Below are 19,796 nucleotides of genomic sequence, written 5' to 3' on the forward strand. Positions count from 1 at the left end.
CGTGCGAGAAAGCAAACGGCGTTCCCGTGCCCGCTCAGGCCTTCGCGGCGGCCTTGGTGTCCTTCTTCGCGTCTTTCTTCACGTCGGCCGGCGCTGGTGCAACTGGCAGCTGCACCGGGCCGCGCGGCACGCGGCGGTCGGCGCAGTCTTCGTCGCTCAGGCGGTCCAGTGCCGCTTCACGCGCCTCGTTGAGGAAGTCGAGCATGATCGGCGAGCTGTCGGCCAGCGCGCTGCGGTCGTGGTGGAACTCCGGATGCCACTGGACACCGCGCGCGTAGCCATCGCCGGTCCAGCGGATCGCCTCGACGATGCCGTCGACCGTGGAGATCGCCTCCACCTCGATCTGGCGCCCGAGCTTGTGCACGGCCTGGTGATGGATGCTGGTGACGCGGATGCGCGAGCCGGTCGGGTAGAGCTTGGCGAGCTGCGTGTTCTGCAGGAAAGTCACCTCGTGCTCGAACTGGTCGTACAGCTCCGGGTCCACGTGCGCGTGCGCGGCCGAACACTGCGTCTGCACGTCTTGGTAGAGCGTGCCGCCGAAGGCCACATTGAGCAGTTGGCAGCCGCGGCACACGCCGATCACCGGCTTTTGCTGCTGCAGGAAGGCTCGCAGCAATGCAAGTTCGTAGCGGTCGCGCACCGGGTCGCCGCTCCATCGCGCATCGAGCGGCTCCTCGCCGTAGCTCTGCGGCGCAACGTCGGCGCCGCCCTGGAGCACCAAGCCGTCGAGTTCGTTGACGTAGTCGAACACCGAGAGATGGCGCGCCGCGCGCCGACTGTCCTCGGCGACCGCCGGGATCATGAAGGCGACCGCCCCATGCTCCATGATCCAGTGGGCGAGCGATTGCTCGAGGTATTGCAACGTCTTGTTGCGAAAACCCAGCTCCGGCGGGACTTGGTACATCAGTCGTGCCGAGATGCCGATGCGCAAGGGGCGGGTCGGCTCGGGGGGTGGGGTCATGCGTACGGTCTCCATGGCTGCGGCAGGGCCGGGCGGCTTTCATGCCGGAGCAAATCATGGGCCGATCGTACTGCGTGTCGCACCCCCTCGGGGCCGAGGGGGCCCGTGAACGATGTCACGCTTGTCAATACTCGTTTGCACCAGGGTGCGCGCATTCAGCCGACTTTAAGCGGTTCGCCACGGGGCCCGAAAAACGGCTTCCTAGAATCGCCCCCCTCGCAACCCACTCAACCCGGAAAAAACATGCGATTTCGCCTACTCGGCGCGGCTCGCCGCCTGCGCCAATTGTTGCTCGGAGTGACCGCGGCCGCCGCGATGAATGCGCACGCCGACGTGATCGTCGGGCAGGTGGCGCCGTTCAGCGGACCCCAGGCCGTGACCGGGCGCGCCATCCATGCCGGAGCGAAGCTGTATTTCGATGCGGTCAATGCGCGCGGCGGTGTCAAGGGCCAGCGCATCCGCCTTGTCACACGCGATGACGCGCAGAAGGCGGACGAGACGGTGCGGCTGGTCAAGGAACTGATCGCCCAGGAGGCTCCGGTGGCGATGATCGGTACGGTCGGCACCACCAACCTCGAGGTGCTGGCGCGCGACGGCGTGCTCGACAAGAGCCGCGTGTCCATGGTCGGCGCAGTATCGGGCGCGGCCAGCGTGGCCTCGGCGCGCGGTCTGCACGTCGTGAAGGCGAGCTACCACGACGAGATCGCAAGGCTGTTCAGCCAGCTGTCGCAGCTGGGCCTGAAGCGCGTCGGCGTGGTCTACCAGGACGACGGCCTGGGACAGGACGTGCTGACCGGCGCCGAGAAGGCCGCGCGGCAGCACGGCATCACGCTGGTCGGGCGTGCGGCCTACCCGCGCAACACCACCGACGTCGGCGGGGCGGTGACCGGCATGCTGAAGGCGGGTCCGCAGGTGATCTTTCTGGGCGCCACGACGGCGGCGGGCATCGAATTCGTGCGCCAGTACGGCGAGGCGGGTGGCCCGGCAACGATGTACGGCATGTCGATCATCGACACCGAGGCGCTGCTGAAGAAACTGGGCCCCGAACGGGCGCGCGGATACGCGTTCTCGGTGGTGCTGCCGCTGGCGACGAAGACCGACCGTGAGGTCGTGCGCGAGTACCTGCGGCTGCGCGGCGCTTCGCAGGACGCCAACCTCTCGGCACGATCGATCGAGGGTTTCATCGCCGCGAAGGCGCTCGTGAAGGCCTTGGACAAGGCACAGCGCTTCACGCCCGAGGCCGTGACCGCGGCGCTGGAGTCGACCGCCGAACTCGACGTCGGCGGCTACCGGCTCGACTTCACGCAGCGCGAACGCACCGCATCACGCTACGTCGACTTCGCGATGATCGGCGACGGCGGCAAGATCGTTCAGTGAGCACGCGTGTGGCGGCACAATCGCAGCCATGCTTCTCATCGATTTCGAATTGCGCGGCGAGTACATCACGCTCGACCGCCTGCTGAAGGCCACCGGCCTCGCCGACAGCGGCGGCGAGGCCAAGGCCATGGTGGCCGCCGGCAAGGTCCAGGTCAACGGCCAGGAAGAGTTGCGCAAGACGTGCAAGTTGCGCCCCGGCCAGGTGGTGCAAGTGCATGGCGCGCGGGTGCGCGTCATAGCAGGCGCGTGAGATCGGGCTGCAGGCGCTGCAGCGCGTCTCGGGCGTCGGCCTGCTCACGCATGAAGGCGAAGTCGGCGAACTCGAAGCCGGGCCCCACGGTCGCCGCGGTGTAGCAGAACTCGCCGCAAGGCTCGGCTGCCTGCCACCAGCCGCGCTCCACGACGTGGCGTGGGACGGTCACCACGCTGGCCGTATCGAGATCGACCGCGGTGACGCGGTCCAGCGACGGCGGCATCAGCCACAGCCTCAGGCGAGAGCCTTCGAGCAGATGCCACACCTCGTCGGAATCCACACGGTGCCAGGCGCTGAACTGGCCGGCGGCAAGCAGGAAATCGATGGTCGTCAGGGCGCGCCGCACCGGGCGGGCGTCGTCGGGCGCCACCGTCGCCGTCGAGCGGAACACCTCGCGGAAGTAGCCGCCTTCGGGATGAGGCTGCAGCCCGAGCAACTGTACCAATTCACCGGCGCGGCCGGCAGGGCGATCGAAAGACGGAATGTTCGGCATGGCGGGTGCAGATTGTGCGCTGCGCGCAGCGCTGACCGGGAGTTGTTACAGTGCGGGACATCGTTTTTGCAACGCGAGAGCGCCATGACCCTGCCGCCGCCCTACACCGAGCTGTCGCTCCTCGAGTCGGATCTGCGCAATGAAGGTTATGCGGTGCTCGGTGCGGCGGCCTTGTGCGAGTGGTTGTCGACCGACTTGGCGACGCTGGAACCGCTGCACGCGTCGTGGAGCCGCTTGCCGCCCGACACCTACCTGCGCGACGGTGGCCGCTACCGTCGGCGCCGGCACTCGTGCTTCATTGCCTGCGGCCCGGAACTGACGGAAGTGCCGCATCGTGCCCACTGGCAGCCGGTGGAATACAACGCCCTGCATGGCGGTCTGGAGCGCTGGTTCGAACCGATCGAGCCGGCAGTGATCGAGCAGCCGGTCTGGTCGGCACTGCTGCAGCGCCTGGCCGCCAGCTGCACGGTGCTGAAGCCCCAGGTGGACCGCTGGTACGTCGAGGCGCACCAGTTCCGCATCGACACCACCGACGGCATCGGCCGGCCGACGCCCGAGGGTGCGCACCGCGACGGAGTGGATTTCGTCGCGGTGATGCTCGTCGGCCGCCACGGCGTGAAGGGCGGCGAGACGCGCGTGTTCGAAGCGCGCGGCCCGAACGGCCTGCGCTTCACGATGAGCCAGCCCTGGACGCTGTTGCTGCTGGATGACGAGCGTGTGGTCCACGAGACCACGCCCATCCAGCCGGTCGCCGAGGGCGGCTGCCGCGACACGCTGGTGCTGACGTTCCGGCAAGGCGGTTTCCAGGGCCCCGCCGCGCGCACGTGAATCACGGTGTCGTGTGACTCGCCAGGTATTCGCGCACCGCGAGCGCCTGGTGCCCCACCGCTTCGACCGCGCGTCGTACGTCGTCGGCAGTGACGCCGAGTTCGGTCACCCAATACTCCAACTCGCTTTCCTCATCGATGTCCACGGCGACCCGTTCGTGGCCGGCGCGCTCGTAGATTTCGGCTGCAATCATGGCGTTCTCCTGATGCGTCAGGCGGTCGTGCAGGCAGCGGGCGTGCCTGCCTGACGCGCGGCCCGTCACCGATACGAGCGGCGCCGGCGGTACGAGTTCCCGCGTCGACTGCGCGAAGCTGCCCCTTCGGCGCTGAGGCGGCAAGCCTCATGCCGCGCCGAGATCGCGCGGGACCAGCGCTTGCTGGTGGCTGCGGTCAACCGACGGAGACCGCCGTGGCCATCGACGCCCTGCTGCTGTCGCGCATCCAGTTCGCCTGGGTGGTGGCGTGGCACATCCTGCTGCCTGCCTTCACGGTCGGGCTGTCGTGCTATATCGCGACGCTCGAGGTGCTGTGGTGGATCAGGAAGGACCCTGTCTATCAGCGGCTTTCGGCCTTCTGGATCAAGATCTTCGCGGTCTCGTTCGGCATGGGCGTGGTGTCGGGCATCGTCATGCCCTTCCAGTTCGGCACCAACTGGAGCCGCTTCTCGGCGCAGGTGATGGACGTGGTCGGCGCGCTGATGGCCTACGAGGTGCTGACGGCCTTCTTCCTCGAGGCGGCCTTCCTCGGCATCTTGCTGTTCGGGCGCAAGCTGGTGCCGCAATGGGCACACGTGTTCGCGGCAGTCATGGTGGCACTCGGCACGCTGCTGTCGTCGTTCTGGATCCTGGCCGTCAACAGCTGGATGCAGACGCCGCGCGGCCATGAAATCGTCGACGGCCGCTTCATCCCGATTGACATGCTCTCGGTCATGTTTACGCCCTCGTTCCCGTACCGGCTGTCGCACACGGTGGTGGCCTTCCTGGTGACCACGGCCTTCGTGATTCTCGCCGTCGCGGCGGGCTACCTGCGCCGGCGCCGTCACCTGGCCGAGAGTCGTGTGATGCTGAAGATGTCGCTCGGCTTCCTCAGCGTGACGGTGCCGTTGCAGATCCTGATCGGCGACCTGCATGGACTGAACACGCTGGAGCACCAGCCGGCCAAGGTGGCGGCCATGGAAGGTCTGTGGGAGACGGGGCGGCGCGTGCCGGCCTCGCTGTTCGCCGTTCCGGACGAACAGGCCGAGGTCAACCGCTTCGAGATCGCAATTCCCGCGCTCGGCAGCTTGTACCTCACGCACGAGTGGGACGGCGAGGTGAAGGGCCTGAAGGAGTGGCCGCGCGAGGACCGGCCGCCGGTCGCGATCGTGTACTTCGCGTTCCGGGTGATGGTGGGCATGGGCTTGCTGATGCTCTTGATCGTCGTGCTCGGCTGGGTCCTGCATTTCCGTGGCCGGCTGTATGACGCGCCCGGCTACCTGCTGCTCGCACACCGGGCGATGCCGATCGGTTTCGTTGCGGTGCTCGCAGGCTGGACCGTCACCGAGGTCGGCCGCCAGCCGTGGACCGTCTATGGCCTGCTGCGTACGGCCGACTCGGTGACGCCGACGCTGACCGTCACGGACGTGTCGTTGTCACTGGCCACCTACGTCGTGGCGTATTTTCTGATCTTCGGCGGCGGCTTCGTGCTGCTGCGCCGCATGGTACGTGCCGGGCCAAAGACCGCCGAGCAAGACGAGAGCCGCGAGCCCGAGGCGCGGCCGGCGCGCCCCCTGTCGGCCGTCACCCATTCAGCCACACCGGCGCCACGGCAGGAGGCCGACGATGCAACTTGATCTGGTGCCGCTGTGGGCCGCGATCCTCGCGCTTGCGGTGTTCATGTACGTGCTGCTCGACGGCTTCGACCTTGGCGTCGGCATGCTGTTCGCGCTGCGGCGCGACGCGACCGACCGTGACCTGATGGTCGCCTCGGTGGCCCCGATCTGGGACTTCAACGAGACCTGGCTGGTCCTCGGCGTGGGCGGCCTGCTGGCGGTGTTCCCGCTCGCATTCGCAGTGGTGATGCCGGCGCTGTACTTTCCCGTCCTCGTGATGCTGCTGGGCCTGCTGTTTCGCGGCGTGGCCTTCGAGTTCCGCGAGGTGGAGGGCGCACGCCGCGGCATCTGGGACCGCGGCTTCTTCTGGGGGTCGCTGCTCGCGACCTATGCGCAGGGGGTCGTGCTCGGCAATTTCGTCACCGGCTTTCCGGTGCAGGGGCGGCAGTTCTCGGGTACCAGCTGGGACTGGGTCTCCGCCTTTCCGCTGCTCGCGGGTGTGGGGCTGATCTTCGGCTACGCCCTGCAGGGCGCGACCTGGCTGGTGATGAAGACCGAAGGCGAGCTGCAGGCCTGGGCGCGCAAGATGGCGCGCCGCTGTCTGTGGGGTGTGCTGGCCTTCATCGCGCTGATCAGCTTGTGGACGCCGTTGGCCGAGCCTCGCATCGCCGAGCGTTGGTTCAGCTGGCCCAACCTGGCGTATCTCTCGCCGGTGCCGGCGCTCACGGTGGTGCTCGCTTGGCTGCTGCTGCGGGCCTTGAGGCGCGGTGCCGAGGTGCTGCCCTTCGTTTGCTCCATGGGGCTGTTCTTCCTGGCCTTCACCGGGCTGGTCATCAGCCTGTGGCCCTACGTCGCGCCGCCGTCGATCACGCTGTGGGACGCCGCGGCCGCCCCCAAGTCTCAGGCGTTCATGATGATCGGTACGATGTTCCTCCTGCCGGTGATCCTGATGTACGTGTTCTGGTCGTATTGGGTGTTTCGTGGCAAGGTCAGGGCCCACGGCTATCACTCGATGTAATTTCTACAGTGCCGTGCGGCGTGAGGAATTGCCGCCGCGGCGGAAGTACCCGACCTTTTTGCTGCTGTTGCTGCTCTTGCGGGGAACCGAATGAGGTCTCATATGGTCCTTCTCCTCCGAGACCCCCATGAAGTCCTTCAAGACCTGGCCCCGTTGGGCGCAATACCTCGCCGGCACCTCTGCCGGCATTCTTGTGCTGGCCGCCGCCGTGGCCATGGACTACCACACGCAGGCTCCGGCATCGGCGCAGAAGACCGAGCTGGCGCAGCGGTTCGAGCGTGACGCACGAGCCTGGCTGGACCACCCGCGCGATGTGTCGGAGTTCGAGCGGGCGCTGCAGCAAGGCGGCGTGAAGGCTGTCGGCGTCGACGGGCGCCGCGTCCTGGTGACGACAGCGGCCGGCGAGCGTTACAGCACCGAACTGCTGTCGCAGCAGGACGGCCTGGGATCGCGTCTGGAGGCCTTGAGCCGCGAACATGGCTTCGCGTTGACGCCGATCCGGGTCGACGAGCGCGGTACCGCCGCGAAGATCGTCGACAGCGCCGGCAATGTGATGCAGCGCCTCGCCGGGCTGCTGACCGTGGCGGTGATGGGCCTGATCGCGGTCTACCTGGTGCGCCAGACGCAGGGTGGGGGCGGCAAGGCACAGCTTGCCGAGAAACCGGACACCTGCTTCGACGACGTGATCGGCTCGTCCGAGGCGAAGGCTGCGTTGCAGCAGGTGACCGCCTTCATGCGCAGCCCCGACAAGTACCTCGCGCTCGGCGCCAAGCCGCCGCGCGGCGTGCTGCTCGAAGGGCCTCCCGGCACCGGCAAGACGCTGCTGGCGCGCGCGTTGGCCGGCGAGTGCGGCGCCAACTTCATCGCCGTCGACGGTTCCTATTTCTCCAGCATGTTCTACGGCGCCGGCATCACCAAGGTGCGCGAGCTGTTTGCGACCGCACGCAAGCATGCGCCGTGCATCGTCTTCATCGACGAGTTCGACGGTATCGGCAAGCGCTCGACCGGCGCCAAGGTGGCCGGCGGCGGGCAGTCGGAAGAAAACCGCATCATCAACAAGCTGCTGGTCGAGATGGACGGCTTCGCGGCGGCCGAGAACGTTGTGGTGATCGGGGCGACCAACCACGTCGGCAACGTCGACGAGGCGTTGAAGCGGCCGGGGCGTTTCGACCTGGTCGCCCGTGTCGCGCTGCCCAATGTCAACGACCGGCGCGAGCTGTTCAAGCTCTGTCTGGCACGCGTGAAGGCGGCGCCCGGCATCGAGGTCGAGACGCTCGCGCGCTCCAGCACCGGCCTGTCGCACGCCGACATCACCAATGTCGTCAACCGCGCCACCGTGCTGGCGGCCGAGATCGGCAGCGACCATGTCCTGCAGGAGCACCTGCACCGCGCGCTCGAAACCCACCAACTGGGCGGCGAGGTCTCCAGCGTCAAGGCGATGTTCACGCCCGAAGCACGCCATCGCATCGCGATCCACGAGAGCGGCCATGCCGTCGTCGCGCACGTGCTGAAGGCGGGCACCGTCGAACGCGTGACCATCGAGCCGCGCGGTCACGCACTGGGGGTGACCTTCGTAACGCGGCCGAACGAAGTGCCGCTGTACGGCGAGCAGGAGCTGCATGCGCGGCTGGGCATGATGCTGGCGGGTCGGGAAGCCGAACTGATGACCTTCGGCAACACCACCTCCGGTGCATCGGACGACCTCAAGCGGGCCTCCGAGCTTGCGATCGAGATGGTCAGCTCGATGGGCTTCAGCACCGAGTTCGGTCTGCTGAGCCTGCAGGGCGTGCCCGAAAAGCTGGTCGGGCCGCACATTCAGGAAAAAGTGCTGGCCGAAGCCAGGGTGCTGCTCGACCGTGCGCAGGCGTTGTGTCGCGAGGCGCTGCACCAGCATCGGGAGTCGCTGCAGGCGCTGACCGATGCGCTGCTGCGCGACGAGACGGTCTCCGGCCTGTCGCTGCAGGTGCTGCTGCCGCAGGGAGGCGAGGAGCCGGTGCCGCACGCACCGGCACTGCGTGTCGCGATGGACGGTGCCAGCCATCCGCTCTGACTGCCGAGGCGCGTGCCTCGCCGTCCCTTGGCGACGGCTCAAGGCGCCCGGGACGGGCCGGGAACCCTTCAACGGCGGGCGCTTCAGCCGCCCGCCTTGTCCATCGGCTTGGGCGCCCAGTCGTTGCCGACCTCACCGCGCACCGTCTCGACCAGTTCGCTCACCACCTGAGCCGGCACCAGCCGGTCGAAACGGTCGTGCAACAACCGGTCGGCGTGGTAGGGGCCTCCGTTGGTGTACAGGAAGCCGCCGTCCTTGTCATGCGGCGTGGCAAGGTTCGGGTCTTCGTAGCGGGTGGCGAACCAGCGCCACATCGCGGCCTTCTGCAACACCGGCTGCGCCGAACGCAGCCAGGCTTCGTTGACGTCGAACACGGGCGAGTCGACGGTACCCGCCTCAGCCGGCAAGCTGACGACGCCGTGATCGGCAATCCGGTCTGCAACTGCCATTGTCTGGCTCCTTGTTGTTTCCATCGACCTTCATCGAGCAAGCCGCGCACCCGGCTTCATAATCGATGTCTCCTGTTCCCGTGGAACCCGATGACCTCTGGAACGCTCATAGAGAGATGCAAACGATGCCGACCTTCTTCCGCCGCTTCTCCCTGTCCGTTCTGAGCGTGCTGGCCGTGCTGGCCGGTGCCCTGTTCGCCGTGAGCCTTTTCGCGGCCGGGCTGCTCGCTATGCTGGGCATCACGGCGTGGAGCCTGTTGCGGGGTCGCAGGCCGGCAAGCGTGCGCTGGCGCACCGCCGGAACGATGCGGGCCCGGGCTGCGCCAGGCGATGCGGACGTGGTCGACGTCGTCGTGCGCGAGGTACAGGGCCCGGAGCGCCGGCTGATGCGCGACTGACGCAGGAACACCCTTTGCTTCATCGGGCCTGATGGTCCGTCCCTTGCTTTTCACTCCCACGTCACCGGCAGCGGGTGGCAGCGCTGGCCCGGCAAGTGGCCCCGCCGAGCAGCACGCCGCACCGAGCCGCGGGCCGTTGATCGTCGTGATGAACACGCACTCGGGCTCGGGCGACCGGCACCGCACGCTGGCGACGCTGGCGGGGGTGTTCGGTGAAGCCGGCGTGCGGCACGAGGTGATGCAGGTCACACGGCCCAAGCAATTGAGGACGGTGGCGGCGAACGCGGTCGCTCTGGCTGCCCGGGAGGGTGGTACGGTGGTCGCTGCGGGCGGCGACGGGACGATCAATACGGTGGCGCACGCAGTGCTCGATACCGAGCTGCCCTTCGGCGTGCTGCCGCACGGTACGTTCAACTATTTCAGCCGCACGCACGGCATTCCGACCGACGTCGAAGGCGCTGCGCGCACGCTGGTGACCGGCACGCCGCGGCCGGTGCAGGTCGGCCGGCTGAACGAGCGGCTTTTCCTCGTCAATGCGAGCCTGGGCCTCTACCCGCGACTGCTCGAAGAACGCGAAGCCTACAAGCGACGTTACGGCCGTACGCGCTGGGTCGCGCTGTGCTCGGGCTTGCTGACGCTGCTGCGCGAGCATTGGCAGGTGCTGCTGCGCGTCGAACACGAAGGCGAACCGAGATTGCTCAAGACGTCGACGTTGTTCGTCGGCAACAACGCATTGCAACTGGCACAGATCGGAATCGATGACGCGCCGGTGGTGGCGCAGGGGCAACTGGTCGCACTGAGCGTCAAGACTGGTGGCCGCTGGGCCATGCTGGGCCTGCTGCTGCGTGGCGCCGTGGGCCGGCTGGGCAGCGCCGACCAGGTTGCCAGCTTTGCGTTCAGGCATCTGGAGGTCGAGCCGGTGCTACGTCGCGCTCGCCCGGTGAAGATGAAGGTGTCGGTCGACGGCGAAACCCAATGGATGTCGACGCCGCTGGTGTTCGGCGTCGAGCCCAAGCCGCTGTGGCTGATCGTGCCACCGGCTGCATGACGACACTGCTGCACCTGTCCGACACGCACTTCGGCACCGAGCGCGCCGACGTGATGGAGGCGCTGGTGCGCTTCACTCACGAGCAGCGGCCGAACGTCGTGGTGCTGTCCGGCGACATCACCCAACGGGCCCGACGTGCCCAGTTCGCTGCTGCGCGGCACTTCCTGGACCGGCTGGCAGCCCCGGCCACGCTGGTCATTCCCGGCAACCACGACATCCCGCTGTTCAACCTGCCGGCTAGGCTGCTGCGGCCCTACGGCAACTACCAGCGCGCGTTCGGCACCGAGCTGGAACCCAGCCACGAGACGCACGACCTGCTGGTGATATGCGTGAACACCACGCGTGCGCGGCGGCACAAGGACGGCGAGCTCAGCGAACAGCAGGTGGCGCGGGTGGCGCAGCGCCTGCGCGCGGCCCGCAGCGAGCAGTTGCGTGTGGTGGTGACCCATCAGCCGGTGCACGTGACGCGTCTGGAGGACGAGGAGAATCTGCTGCACGGTCACCGCGAAGCGGTGCTTGCCTGGGCCGAAGCCGGGGCCGACCTGATGCTCGGCGGGCACATCCATCTGCCCTATGTGCGGCCGCTGGCGGACAGCGTCGCAGGTCTCGCGCGACCGCTATGGTGTCTGCAGGCCGGCACAGCCGTGTCGCACCGCGTGCGCGGCGGCATTCCGAATTCCGTCAACCTCGTGCGCTACGCACCGACGGTGCGGTCCGGCGCCTGCATCGTCGAGCGCTGGGACCATGCCGCCTCGACGCGGCGCTTCGAGCGGGAAAGTCGCCTGGAGATCCCGCTGTCGCGTGGCGACACGCCGGCAGGTCGTCCGTGAGCATCGAGCGGAATCGGCGGGCGACCGCAAAGAAAAACGCCGGGAGCGTGTCCCGGCGTTTTCTCTTTCAGGTGTGAGGCCTCACGCGTATTGCTGTATTCCAGCAATGGCCCACTCCCGACTGCCGTCATTCGGCTTCACGAGGTGCCAGACCTCGTCAAACGGCTCGGCGACGCCGCCTTGTTCCTCGCGGATCAGGCCGTGGTAGCGCACGCTGACGATGTCGCGGCCGTCCTCCTGCGCGAAATCGACGATCTGTGCATCCAACTGCACGACGTCGGTCTGCTGTGCCGCTTCCTGGCGGTCCTGCAGATCAAGTCGGGCGGTGGCGAACATTTCCGGCGTCGTGAAGCGGCGCAGGTCATCGAGGTCGCCGGCGTCGTTGGCGGCTTGCAGACGGATGAAGATCATCTTGGCGATGCGCTCGAAAGCCGCGACGTCGAAGCCGGTCGGCACCTGCAGGGTGGGTGCGGTGACGGCAGCCGGGGCGCCGCCGCCGGCCAGAGGCGGCATCTGCCGCTCGGATGCGCCGAACGCGCCGCTGGGCTGCTGGCCTGCTGCGGCGTACTGCATGCGCGGGCCGGCGGGCTGGCGCTGCGCCCCGGAAAAGCTGCGCATCAGCCAGCGCACGACGAAGATCCCGCCCAGCACCAGCAGCGCGAGCATCAGGAAGTTCGCGAACTCGGCGCCCAGGCCGAGATGGCTCATCAGTGCAGCGAGGCCGAGGCCGGCCGCCAAGCCGGCGATCGGCCCCATCCATGAGCGTCGGCCCGCAGCCTGCGCGCCGGCAGCGGCTGCACCGGGGGCGGCGGACGGGCTGGCCTGGTTGTTGTCAGGGGTGGACTGCTTCGGCGGCGTGCTCGGCGCCTGCCGCGGCGGCAGTTGCCGACTCATGCCTCCGCCGCCCAGACGTTTGGCGTCCACCTCGGGCGTGCCCAGCGCGAGGCCAAGCCCCATGACGACGGCGAGCAAGCCGGCGAACAAAGTTTTCATCTTCGGTACTCCTGTGGGTGAGGCCGGGTGGCGTTCCAGCGGTATCGCTGATGGTAGGGAGAATGCACATCGGGCGGCCCGATGGACATGGGGGCGGTAAGGGCAAATGCAAGGGCAGCGTTCAGGAACGACGCATCCAGTTTTCGAACTCGACGGCCGGCAGCGGGGCGCTGATCAGATCGCCTTGCAGTTCCTCGCAGCCCTGGGTCGCCAGGAAATCGAGCTGCCGAGTTGTTTCGACCCCTTCGGCGATCACGCTCTGGCCCAGGCTGTGCGCCATCTGAATGATGGCACGGACGATGGCCGCCGCATCCTGGGCGTGAGGCAGATCCTGTACGAAGGAGCGGTCGATCTTGACCTTGTCGATGGGCAGTTCCTTGAGGTGGCGCAGCGAGAAGTATCCGGTGCCGAAGTCGTCGACTGCGATGCGAATGCCCAGCGCCTTCAGGCGGGTGAGCTTGTGCATGACATCGGGCAGGTCGTCCATCAGCATGCGTTCACTCAATTCGAGTTCCAGTGCTTCGCCGGGCACGCCCTCTTCCTGCAGCACGCGCTCGACCGCCTCGACGAAGCCGGCCGACTGGAACTGCACGGTCGACAGGTTCACCCCGATCGGCGCACCTGTCAGCCCCGCCGCCCGCCAGCCCCGCGCACAGCGCACCGCTTCGCGCAGCACCCATTGGCCGAGCGGCAGCATCAGCCGCTGCTGCTCGGCCACCGGAATGAAGCGGTCCGGGTAGAGCAGGCCCTGCTGAGGATGATTCCAGCGGATCAGCGCTTCCGCGCCGACCAGGGCCTGGTCGCGTGTGCGCACCTGGGGCTGAAAGTGCAGCACGAATTCGTCGCGCTCAAGCGCCTGCACGAGCTGGCTTTCCATCACCAGCGCGTCGTAGGCCGTCTGCACCATGGCCGGGTCGAAGAACTGGTAGTTCGCACGGCCGCGTGACTTGGCCAGGTACATCGCGCTGTCGGCATGCTTGATCAGTTCCGCCGGCGATTGCGCGTCGCCGGGAAACATAGCGACGCCGATCGACGGTGTCACCGAGATCAGCCGCCCGTCGGCATCGACAGGAACCTCGATCGCCGCAAGCAGCTTGCGCGCGACGTCCTCGACATCGTGCCGGTGCCGCGCGTGGGGCAGCAGCACCATGAACTCATCGCCTCCGAAGCGCGCGACACGGTCGGTGGCGCGCAGCGTGTCGGTCACGCGCACGGCGATCGTCTGCAGCAACTTGTCGCCGGCCAGATGACCGAGCGAATCGTTGACGCGCTTGAAGTCGTCGAGGTCGATGAACAGCAGTGCCATCTGCTCGTTGGTCGTCCGGGCGAGCGCCATGCGACGGTCGAGGTGCTCCATGAACGACATGCGGTTCGGCAGCCCGGTCAATGCGTCATGGTGCGCGAGGTGGTGGATGCGCGCCTGTGCTGCGTGGCGGTCGCGGATATCGCGCACGATGGACATGCGCAGCCGCTCACCGTTGCGCTCCATCGTGCGGCCGATGAACTCGACCGGCACGCGCTCGCCGTCACGGGTGACGATCTCGCTTTCGTAGGTGGCGTCTTCGCCGGAATCCCACACAGCGATCACGCGGGCGTGGTACTCCACCGGAACGAACTCGAGCGTGTGGCGCCCGAGCAGCTCCTCGAAGGCGTAGCCGGTGAGACGGCACACGGGCGGGTTGACGTCGGTGATGATGCCGTCCTGGTGGAACACCACGCCTTCGGCGCTGGCCTGCATGAACTTGGCGAGCCGCTCCTCGGATTCGCGCACCGCCTGCTCGGCGAGCCGGTGCTTGGTGATGTCGACGATCAGTACGAACGCGGCCATCGGTCGGCCGCCGGCGTCGAGGTGAGGCAGCAGGCTGACCTCGATCCACTGCGGGCTGCCGTCGGGCATGGCACGCCGCCGTTCGTACGACACCGGCTGCCGATGTCGCAGCATGTGGTCGACGTAAGGCTGGATGTGGCACGTTGCCTCTTCGCCGATGACTTCGGAGAAGGTGTGGCCGATGATGGAGCGTTCGTCCCAGCCGAAGCTGTGTGCGTACTGCTTGTTGGCAAACACGCAGCGGAAATGCTCGGCTTCGTAGTACGCGATCAACGCCGGGACATTGTCGGCCGTCAGCCGCAGCAGGTCGGACTGTGCGCGTGTGGCGAGCTCCGCCTGCCGGCCCGCAGAGCCGTCGTCGAACAGGCACACGTGCAACCCCAGGTGCGGCACCCAGTGGCCCGCGCCGTGAAGACGGCAAAGCCGGTCGTCGACCTGCAAGCTCAGTGGCAGCGAGAAGTCGACCGGCTGCGCGAGCGCGCGCTGCAATGTCGCGCGTGAGGCGGGCTCCCAGCGGTCCAGCCAGTCATCGAGCTGGTCCAGGCCGGCGTAGCGGACGAGAGCCGGGCTGAGATGGAGCGGCGCGCCGGTCGAACGTGCGACCGCGATCATCCTGGGCAAAGGCGCCCAGTCGAGGGGGGCAGCATGATCCGGTGCAGGGGTGACTGCAGCCACAGGGGAATCCTTTCGTCCGCTCTCGGCAGGGAAGAGACCGGGTCATCATAGCGGTCACCCTTGAGCAAAGGCTCCGCCCGGACCCCCTCGACAAGGGGTCCGGGCGGAGCAGGCCAGGGCAGCAGGCCCTGCGTGCGGCTCAGCGGTCCTTGCGACCGGTCTGGTTGCCGATCACGCCGCCCACCGCTGCACCGCCGATGGTGCCCGCCGTGCTGCCACCCGTCAGCACCGAGCCGGCCACACCGCCGACGCCGGCGCCGATCGCGGTATTGCGGTCGCGCTCGCTCATGCTCGAGCAACCTGCCAGCGCCAGCCCCAGGGCAAGAGCGGAAGTCGTCTTGGCGAGGATCTGCATGCTTTTCATGGCATCTCTCCTGTACAACTCGGTATCGAAGCCAGAAACACTCGTGGCTCGAACATCAGCGTAGGTGTCGGGTGCCGCTGGCGCCGTCGGCCGGGGCCAGATTCGGATGTCGGCCTGGGCCTACAGGGTCTGTCGCTAGCCGAGGCAGATGCCCAGCCCCCGGGCGGCCTGCAGCAGCGGATGATCCGGCGGCACGGTGCGGTTGCGCCCCGCCACGTCGCCCAGCGGCACCTCGGTGCAGCAGCTGCCCTCGAGCGCGACCATGTGGCCGAAGCGACCCTGGGCCACCAGCTGGGCTGCGTGGTAGCCGAAGCGCGTTGCGAGCACGCGGTCGAAGGCCGTCGGTGAACCGCCGCGCTGCAGGTGGCCGAGCTGGGTCGAGCGAACCTCGCTGCCGAGTCGCTGTTGCAACTGCTCGCGCAGCAGGTGGCCGACGCCGCCCAGCCGCAACGGGTCCGGGCTGTCTGCCAGCCGCGCCTGCACGGTCATGCCTGCACCGCGGGCGTGCGTGCCTTCGGCCACGCAGACGATCGTGTAGCCCTGCACCGCCTCGCGCTCGCGGCAGCGCTGCACGACGGCATCGAGGTCGTAAGGGCGCTCCGGCAGCAGGATCACGTCGGCGGCGCCGGCCATGCCGGCTTCCAGCGCGATCCAGCCCGAGTAACGGCCCATCGTCTCGACGATCATGACGCGCCCATGGCTTTGCGCGGTGGTCTCGAGCCGCTCGATGGCATCGGTGACGACGGCGACCGCACTGTCGAAGCCGAAGCTGCGCTCGGTGTGCATCAGGTCGTTGTCGATGGTTTTCGGGACGCCGACGATCGGCAGCCCGAGCTGACCGAAGCGGTGCGCGATGCTCATGCTGCCGTCGCCACCGATGACGACCACCGCGTCGAGGCCGAGTTCACGCACGTAGTCCATCACCTGCGCCGAGCGGTCCACTCCGCCGGCGCCGACATAGCGAAACGGGTCGGCCCGGTTGTGCGTGCCGAGGATGGTGCCGCCCAGGTGCAGAATGCCGCTGACCTCGCGCAGCCCCAGCGGTCTCACGCGGCGCTCGACCAGGCCGAGGAAGCCGCGCTCGATGCCGGTGACTTGCGCGCCGCATTCGTTGACGAGCGCCTTCGTGACCGCGCGGATCACGGCGTTGAGGCCGGGACAGTCGCCGCCGCCGGTCAGGACGCCGATGTGCATGTCGGTTTCCCGTTGTTCACAGGCGTTTGGCCTCGAAGGCCTCGCCGATCGCGAAGAACGCGCCGCCGGCCACGTAGTGCAGCGTGCGCAGCGAAGGATCGGTGGTGTCGTCGTAGTGCCAGCGCCCCTGCGAGAACACACGCTCGTCGGCTTGCGCCGCGACCACCTCGCCGATGAACAAGTCGTAGCTGTGTTCGTTGTGGGGCTCCGGGATCACGCGGCATTCGAGCCAGCCGACGCAGCCCTCGAGCAGCGGCGCATCGATGCGGCCGGCCGAGAAGGTCTGCAAGCCGTAGCGCGCGAACTTGTCGTCGCCAGCGCCTTGCATCAGCTCGCGGCCGGATGCGCTGCCGACGGCGAGTGTCGCGTCTGCCAGTGCGCGGCATGGGACGTTGAGCGCGAAATGCCCCGAGGCTTCGACCAGCTCGCGCGTCCAGGTCGACTTGTCGATGATGACGATCACCTTCGGCGGGTCGAAGTCCAGTGGCATCGACCAGGCCGCTGCCATCACGTTGCGGCGTCCGGCGTGTGCGCTCGTGACGAGCACCGTGGGGCCATGGTTGAGCAGTCGGTAGGCTTTGGGCAGTTCGACGGGCAGGCGCATGCGGGCCAGTCTAGCGGCGACGCCGAGGTGCCGTCAGAACCAGTTCACAAAGCCGGACTGGCTGGCGTTCTGAGGATTCGATCCGGCGTCGCGCACCCGCTGCAGCGCCTGCTCGGCCGTCAGGCCGAGCCGCTTCAGCACACACGCGGCAGCCGAGCCGGTGCGGCCCATGCCGGCGGCGCAATGCAGCATCGCCGAGTGACCGGCCTGCAGCTGGACAGCCAGTCGTTCGATGCCGGTGCGAAAGCCGACCGGGTCGTCCGGCAGCCCGAAATTGCGCATCGGCAGGTGCATCCATTCGAAAGGAAGAGAGCCCTGCATCAGTGCGAGTTCATAGTCCGGTGACAGCGAAGCGAGTTCGTCGCGCGGGGTCAGGCAGACGACCAGGCCGAGGCGGGCTTGCGCGGCCTGAGCAAGGAAATGCGTCCACGGCTCGAAGCGACCGGGCATCGCCGACAGCCAAAGCCGGCCGCGAGCGGACGCAGGCAGGGCCACTGCGCGCAGGCTCACGGCACGGGTCTCCATCGGCCCAGGTCGTCGAGCACCGGCAAGGCGGCCGTCAGCACGAGCAGCAGCGCGCGAGGCGGCGCAGGAAGTGAAGCGGCATGGCAGGGAAGGCGTTTCGTTGCAGAGGGATCGCCGATAGTGTGCACTGCCCGAAGGGCCATCGGCACAGGCCGTTTGACGGCCGTGGTCGCACCTTCTTACACTGCCGCCATGTCAGAACGCCTCCGCGCTTCCGTTTGGGCCACCGCCGCTGCCGGCGCGGCGGGCTGTTGTCGTTGCTGTCGATGCGCGCCGCGGGGGCTCGTCTCCTAGCGAACGCCCCGCCGGCGTTCCCCAAGGCCGCAGCGCACATGCCCTGCGGCCTTTTTGTTTCTCTACAGCATACGGAGCGGTCGATGACTTCACTTTCGCTGGCACTGCCGGCCCATGCGGTGGTGCAGCCGGCCCGGTCGGACGACGGGATGCCCGGCGTCTGGCAGCGGGTGCACGAGGAGGCCCATGAACTCATGGCGACCGAGCCGTTGCTGCGCCGCCGCCTGCAACGCCTGCTCGATGCCGGCTCTGCCAACCGGATGCTCGCGCTGGTGCTGTCGCGCCGGCTCGCCGATGACGATCTGCCGGAAGCCGGCCTGCACGCCCTGATGCTCGACGTGCTGGCCGACGATGCGGGCCTGGTCGAGATGGCTGCGCACGATCTGGCTGCGGTGACGAGCCGCGACCCGGCGTGCCCCGGCGCGCTGCACGTGCTGCTGAACCTGAAGGGTTTCCACGCGCTGCAGGCGCACCGCGTGGCTCACCGGCTGTGGCTGCATGAGCGCCGCGACCTGGCGCATGCGCTGTCAGGCGCGGTCGCCGCGAGGCTGTCCATTGACATCCACCCGGCCGCGCGCATCGGCAGTGCGGTGATGCTCGATCATGCCAGCGGCATCGTGATCGGCGAGACCGCGGTGGTCGACGACGAGGTCTCGATCCTGCAGGGCGTCACGCTAGGAGGCACCGGCAAGGAGCATGGCGACCGGCATCCGAAGGTGCGCCGCGGCGTGATGATCGGGGCTGGCGCGAAGGTACTCGGGAACATCGAGATCGGTGCGATGAGCAAGGTGGCTGCCGGTAGCGTGGTGCTGGAGGCGGTGCCGCCACACTGCACGGTCGCCGGGGTGCCGGCCCGCGTGGTGCGTCGCCACGGCGAGGGCCATGTGCCGGCCTGTGAAATGGATCAAGGGTTCTGAGCGGCCAGCGCTCGCGGTCCGGCGATCGCTCAGACGGGCGCCAGCGCCCGGTGAGGCGCAGCGGGCAACTCGACGCCGATGGCGTCTCCGGGCACGACCGTACCGCTCTTCAGCACGACACCCATCACGCCCGCCTTGCGCACCAGGCGGCCGTGCTCATCGCGGCCCAGCACGGCCCCCAGGAGCCCGGCACGGAAGCGGTCGATCTGCACGCACGGATTGCGCAGGCCGGTGATCTCGACGAGAGCCGAGCTGCCGAGCTGCAGCCGGGTGCCGCTCGGCAGCGCCAGCAGGTCCAGGCCCCGCGTGCAAACGTTCTCGCCCAACTCTCCCGGGCCGACGGCATGGCCCATCGCGTGCAACTCGTCGAAAAGTTCGGCATGCAACAGATGCACCTGGCGCAGGTTGGGCTGGGTCGGGTCCTTTGCGACGCGGGAACGGTGCCGCACCGTCACGCCGAGGTGGGCGTCGCCCTCGACGCCAAGACCGGTCAGCAACTCGATGCGCGGGAGGACGACCTTGCTGAATCGGTGTCGTGCACAGGCGCTGACCGAGAGGACGCTTGCCATGCCGGCCTTTTCAGCTGTCCCGCTCGAGCGACCGGCCGAGCAGGTCGGCCACCAGGTCGTCCAGCTTCGTGCCTTGGGCTTCGGCCTGCTTGCGCAGTTGCGCGACGAGATCGCCAGGCAGCTTGACGGCAAAAGGCACCAGCCCCATGGCCTGCTCCCGGCGTCGCCGCTCACGCCGATCGGGCACCGCCGTCGACGCCGCGCCGAAGCGGCTCGGAACCCCCGCCTGCTTCATCTGGCCGGCGATTTTCAGGGCCTTGTTCTTTTCGAGGTCGGTTTTTTTCATCGGGATCTGCCTTGGTCAGGAGGCGACATGATC

At 68.0% G+C, this 19,796-nt stretch carries 22 protein-coding genes; 10 read left to right on the forward strand and 12 right to left on the reverse strand.

All coding sequences use genetic code 11. From position 1 onward, the window contains the following. Positions 1-34 precede the first annotated feature (34 nt). Positions 35-961, reverse strand: a complete 927-nt coding sequence (locus M8A51_RS01040; protein ID WP_251776237.1) for a gamma-glutamyl-gamma-aminobutyrate hydrolase family protein — start codon at positions 959-961, stop codon at positions 35-37. Positions 962-1,204: 243 nt separating this feature from the next. Between M8A51_RS01040 and M8A51_RS01045 the strand changes: the two genes are divergently transcribed. Next, positions 1,205-2,338: an ABC transporter substrate-binding protein gene (locus M8A51_RS01045; RefSeq protein WP_251776238.1), complete on the forward strand. Its 1,134-nt coding sequence runs from the start codon at positions 1,205-1,207 to the stop codon at positions 2,336-2,338. Between the two features lie 28 nt (positions 2,339-2,366). Continuing rightward, on the forward strand, positions 2,367-2,588 hold the full coding sequence (locus M8A51_RS01050; RefSeq protein WP_251776240.1) for an RNA-binding S4 domain-containing protein: 222 nt from the start codon (positions 2,367-2,369) through the stop codon (positions 2,586-2,588). On the opposite strand, the gene M8A51_RS01055 is transcribed toward M8A51_RS01050, so the two are convergent. Continuing rightward, positions 2,572-3,084: a cupin domain-containing protein gene (locus tag M8A51_RS01055; protein ID WP_251776241.1), complete on the reverse strand. Its 513-nt coding sequence runs from the start codon at positions 3,082-3,084 to the stop codon at positions 2,572-2,574. The two genes, M8A51_RS01050 and M8A51_RS01055, sit on opposite strands and share 17 nt — an antisense overlap. Positions 3,085-3,168: 84 nt before the next feature. Between M8A51_RS01055 and M8A51_RS01060 the strand changes: the two genes are divergently transcribed. After that, entirely contained in the window at positions 3,169-3,912 is a 744-nt protein-coding gene (locus tag M8A51_RS01060; RefSeq protein WP_251776242.1) for a 2OG-Fe dioxygenase family protein, read from the forward strand. A 1-nt stretch (position 3,913) separates the two neighbouring features. Here M8A51_RS01060 and M8A51_RS01065 read toward each other — a convergent pair whose 3' ends face one another. Beyond that, on the reverse strand, positions 3,914-4,105 hold the full coding sequence (locus M8A51_RS01065; protein WP_251776243.1) for a DUF3606 domain-containing protein: 192 nt from the start codon (positions 4,103-4,105) through the stop codon (positions 3,914-3,916). A gap of 215 nt (positions 4,106-4,320) precedes the next feature. Between M8A51_RS01065 and M8A51_RS01070 the strand changes: the two genes are divergently transcribed. From M8A51_RS01070 to M8A51_RS01080, 3 genes are all read left to right on the forward strand, one after another. Then, positions 4,321-5,742 carry a cytochrome ubiquinol oxidase subunit I gene (locus tag M8A51_RS01070; protein ID WP_251776244.1) on the forward strand — a complete coding sequence of 474 codons (1,422 nt, stop codon included), beginning with the start codon at positions 4,321-4,323 and terminating at the stop codon, positions 5,740-5,742. Then, the gene (gene cydB, locus M8A51_RS01075; RefSeq protein ID WP_251776245.1) at positions 5,732-6,739 is read left to right on the forward strand and encodes a cytochrome d ubiquinol oxidase subunit II; all 1,008 of its coding nucleotides are present in this window, start codon (positions 5,732-5,734) and stop codon (positions 6,737-6,739) included. The genes M8A51_RS01070 and cydB overlap by 11 nt, the downstream gene beginning before the upstream one ends. Positions 6,740-6,866: 127 nt before the next feature. Beyond that, a complete protein-coding gene (locus M8A51_RS01080) occupies positions 6,867-8,789 on the forward strand; it encodes an ATP-dependent metallopeptidase FtsH/Yme1/Tma family protein (protein ID WP_251776246.1) in 1,923 nt (640 codons plus the stop codon). Between the two features lie 83 nt (positions 8,790-8,872). Here M8A51_RS01080 and M8A51_RS01085 read toward each other — a convergent pair whose 3' ends face one another. Further along, a complete protein-coding gene (locus M8A51_RS01085) occupies positions 8,873-9,238 on the reverse strand; it encodes a hypothetical protein (RefSeq protein ID WP_251776247.1) in 366 nt (121 codons plus the stop codon). Between the two features lie 125 nt (positions 9,239-9,363). Between M8A51_RS01085 and M8A51_RS01090 the strand changes: the two genes are divergently transcribed. From M8A51_RS01090 to M8A51_RS01100, 3 genes are all read left to right on the forward strand, one after another. Next, positions 9,364-9,636, forward strand: coding sequence for a hypothetical protein (locus tag M8A51_RS01090; RefSeq protein WP_251776248.1), 273 nt, complete (start codon positions 9,364-9,366; stop codon positions 9,634-9,636). Between the two features lie 148 nt (positions 9,637-9,784). After that, on the forward strand, positions 9,785-10,684 hold the full coding sequence (locus M8A51_RS01095) for a diacylglycerol/lipid kinase family protein (protein ID WP_251776253.1): 900 nt from the start codon (positions 9,785-9,787) through the stop codon (positions 10,682-10,684). Then, entirely contained in the window at positions 10,681-11,514 is an 834-nt protein-coding gene (locus tag M8A51_RS01100; protein WP_251776254.1) for a metallophosphoesterase family protein, read from the forward strand. Before M8A51_RS01095 ends, M8A51_RS01100 begins: the two co-directional genes overlap by 4 nt. An 81-nt stretch (positions 11,515-11,595) precedes the next feature. Here the strand turns inward: M8A51_RS01100 and M8A51_RS01105 are convergent, their stop codons facing one another. From M8A51_RS01105 to M8A51_RS01130, 6 genes are all read right to left on the reverse strand, one after another. After that, positions 11,596-12,507, reverse strand: coding sequence for a Tim44 domain-containing protein (locus tag M8A51_RS01105; RefSeq protein ID WP_251776256.1), 912 nt, complete (start codon positions 12,505-12,507; stop codon positions 11,596-11,598). Between the two features lie 121 nt (positions 12,508-12,628). Beyond that, positions 12,629-15,010, reverse strand: a complete 2,382-nt coding sequence (locus M8A51_RS01110; RefSeq protein WP_251776260.1) for a putative bifunctional diguanylate cyclase/phosphodiesterase — start codon at positions 15,008-15,010, stop codon at positions 12,629-12,631. Between the two features lie 139 nt (positions 15,011-15,149). Next, the gene (locus tag M8A51_RS01115; protein WP_251776262.1) at positions 15,150-15,374 is read right to left on the reverse strand and encodes a glycine zipper 2TM domain-containing protein; all 225 of its coding nucleotides are present in this window, start codon (positions 15,372-15,374) and stop codon (positions 15,150-15,152) included. Positions 15,375-15,509: 135 nt separating this feature from the next. After that, a complete protein-coding gene (locus M8A51_RS01120; protein WP_251776267.1) occupies positions 15,510-16,568 on the reverse strand; it encodes a 6-phosphofructokinase in 1,059 nt (352 codons plus the stop codon). A 16-nt stretch (positions 16,569-16,584) separates the two neighbouring features. Further along, positions 16,585-17,172, reverse strand: a complete 588-nt coding sequence (locus tag M8A51_RS01125) for a flavin reductase family protein (protein WP_251776269.1) — start codon at positions 17,170-17,172, stop codon at positions 16,585-16,587. Positions 17,173-17,205: 33 nt separating this feature from the next. Next, entirely contained in the window at positions 17,206-17,697 is a 492-nt protein-coding gene (locus tag M8A51_RS01130) for a protein-tyrosine phosphatase family protein (protein ID WP_251776273.1), read from the reverse strand. 377 nt (positions 17,698-18,074) lie between these two features. On the opposite strand from M8A51_RS01130, the gene cysE reads away from it, so the two are divergent. Further along, positions 18,075-18,908, forward strand: a complete 834-nt coding sequence (gene cysE / locus M8A51_RS01135; protein ID WP_251776276.1) for a serine O-acetyltransferase — start codon at positions 18,075-18,077, stop codon at positions 18,906-18,908. Positions 18,909-18,937: 29 nt separating this feature from the next. Here cysE and M8A51_RS01140 read toward each other — a convergent pair whose 3' ends face one another. Both M8A51_RS01140 and M8A51_RS01145 read right to left on the reverse strand, forming a co-directional pair. Then, positions 18,938-19,477 carry an MOSC domain-containing protein gene (locus M8A51_RS01140; RefSeq protein WP_251776279.1) on the reverse strand — a complete coding sequence of 180 codons (540 nt, stop codon included), beginning with the start codon at positions 19,475-19,477 and terminating at the stop codon, positions 18,938-18,940. A 10-nt stretch (positions 19,478-19,487) separates the two neighbouring features. Further along, a complete protein-coding gene (locus M8A51_RS01145; RefSeq protein WP_251776284.1) occupies positions 19,488-19,763 on the reverse strand; it encodes a hypothetical protein in 276 nt (91 codons plus the stop codon). Between the last annotated feature and the right edge of the window lie 33 nt (positions 19,764-19,796).

This window comes from Caldimonas mangrovi, assembly GCF_023721835.1.
Classification (GTDB): Bacteria; Pseudomonadota; Gammaproteobacteria; order Burkholderiales; family Burkholderiaceae_C; genus Caldimonas; species Caldimonas mangrovi.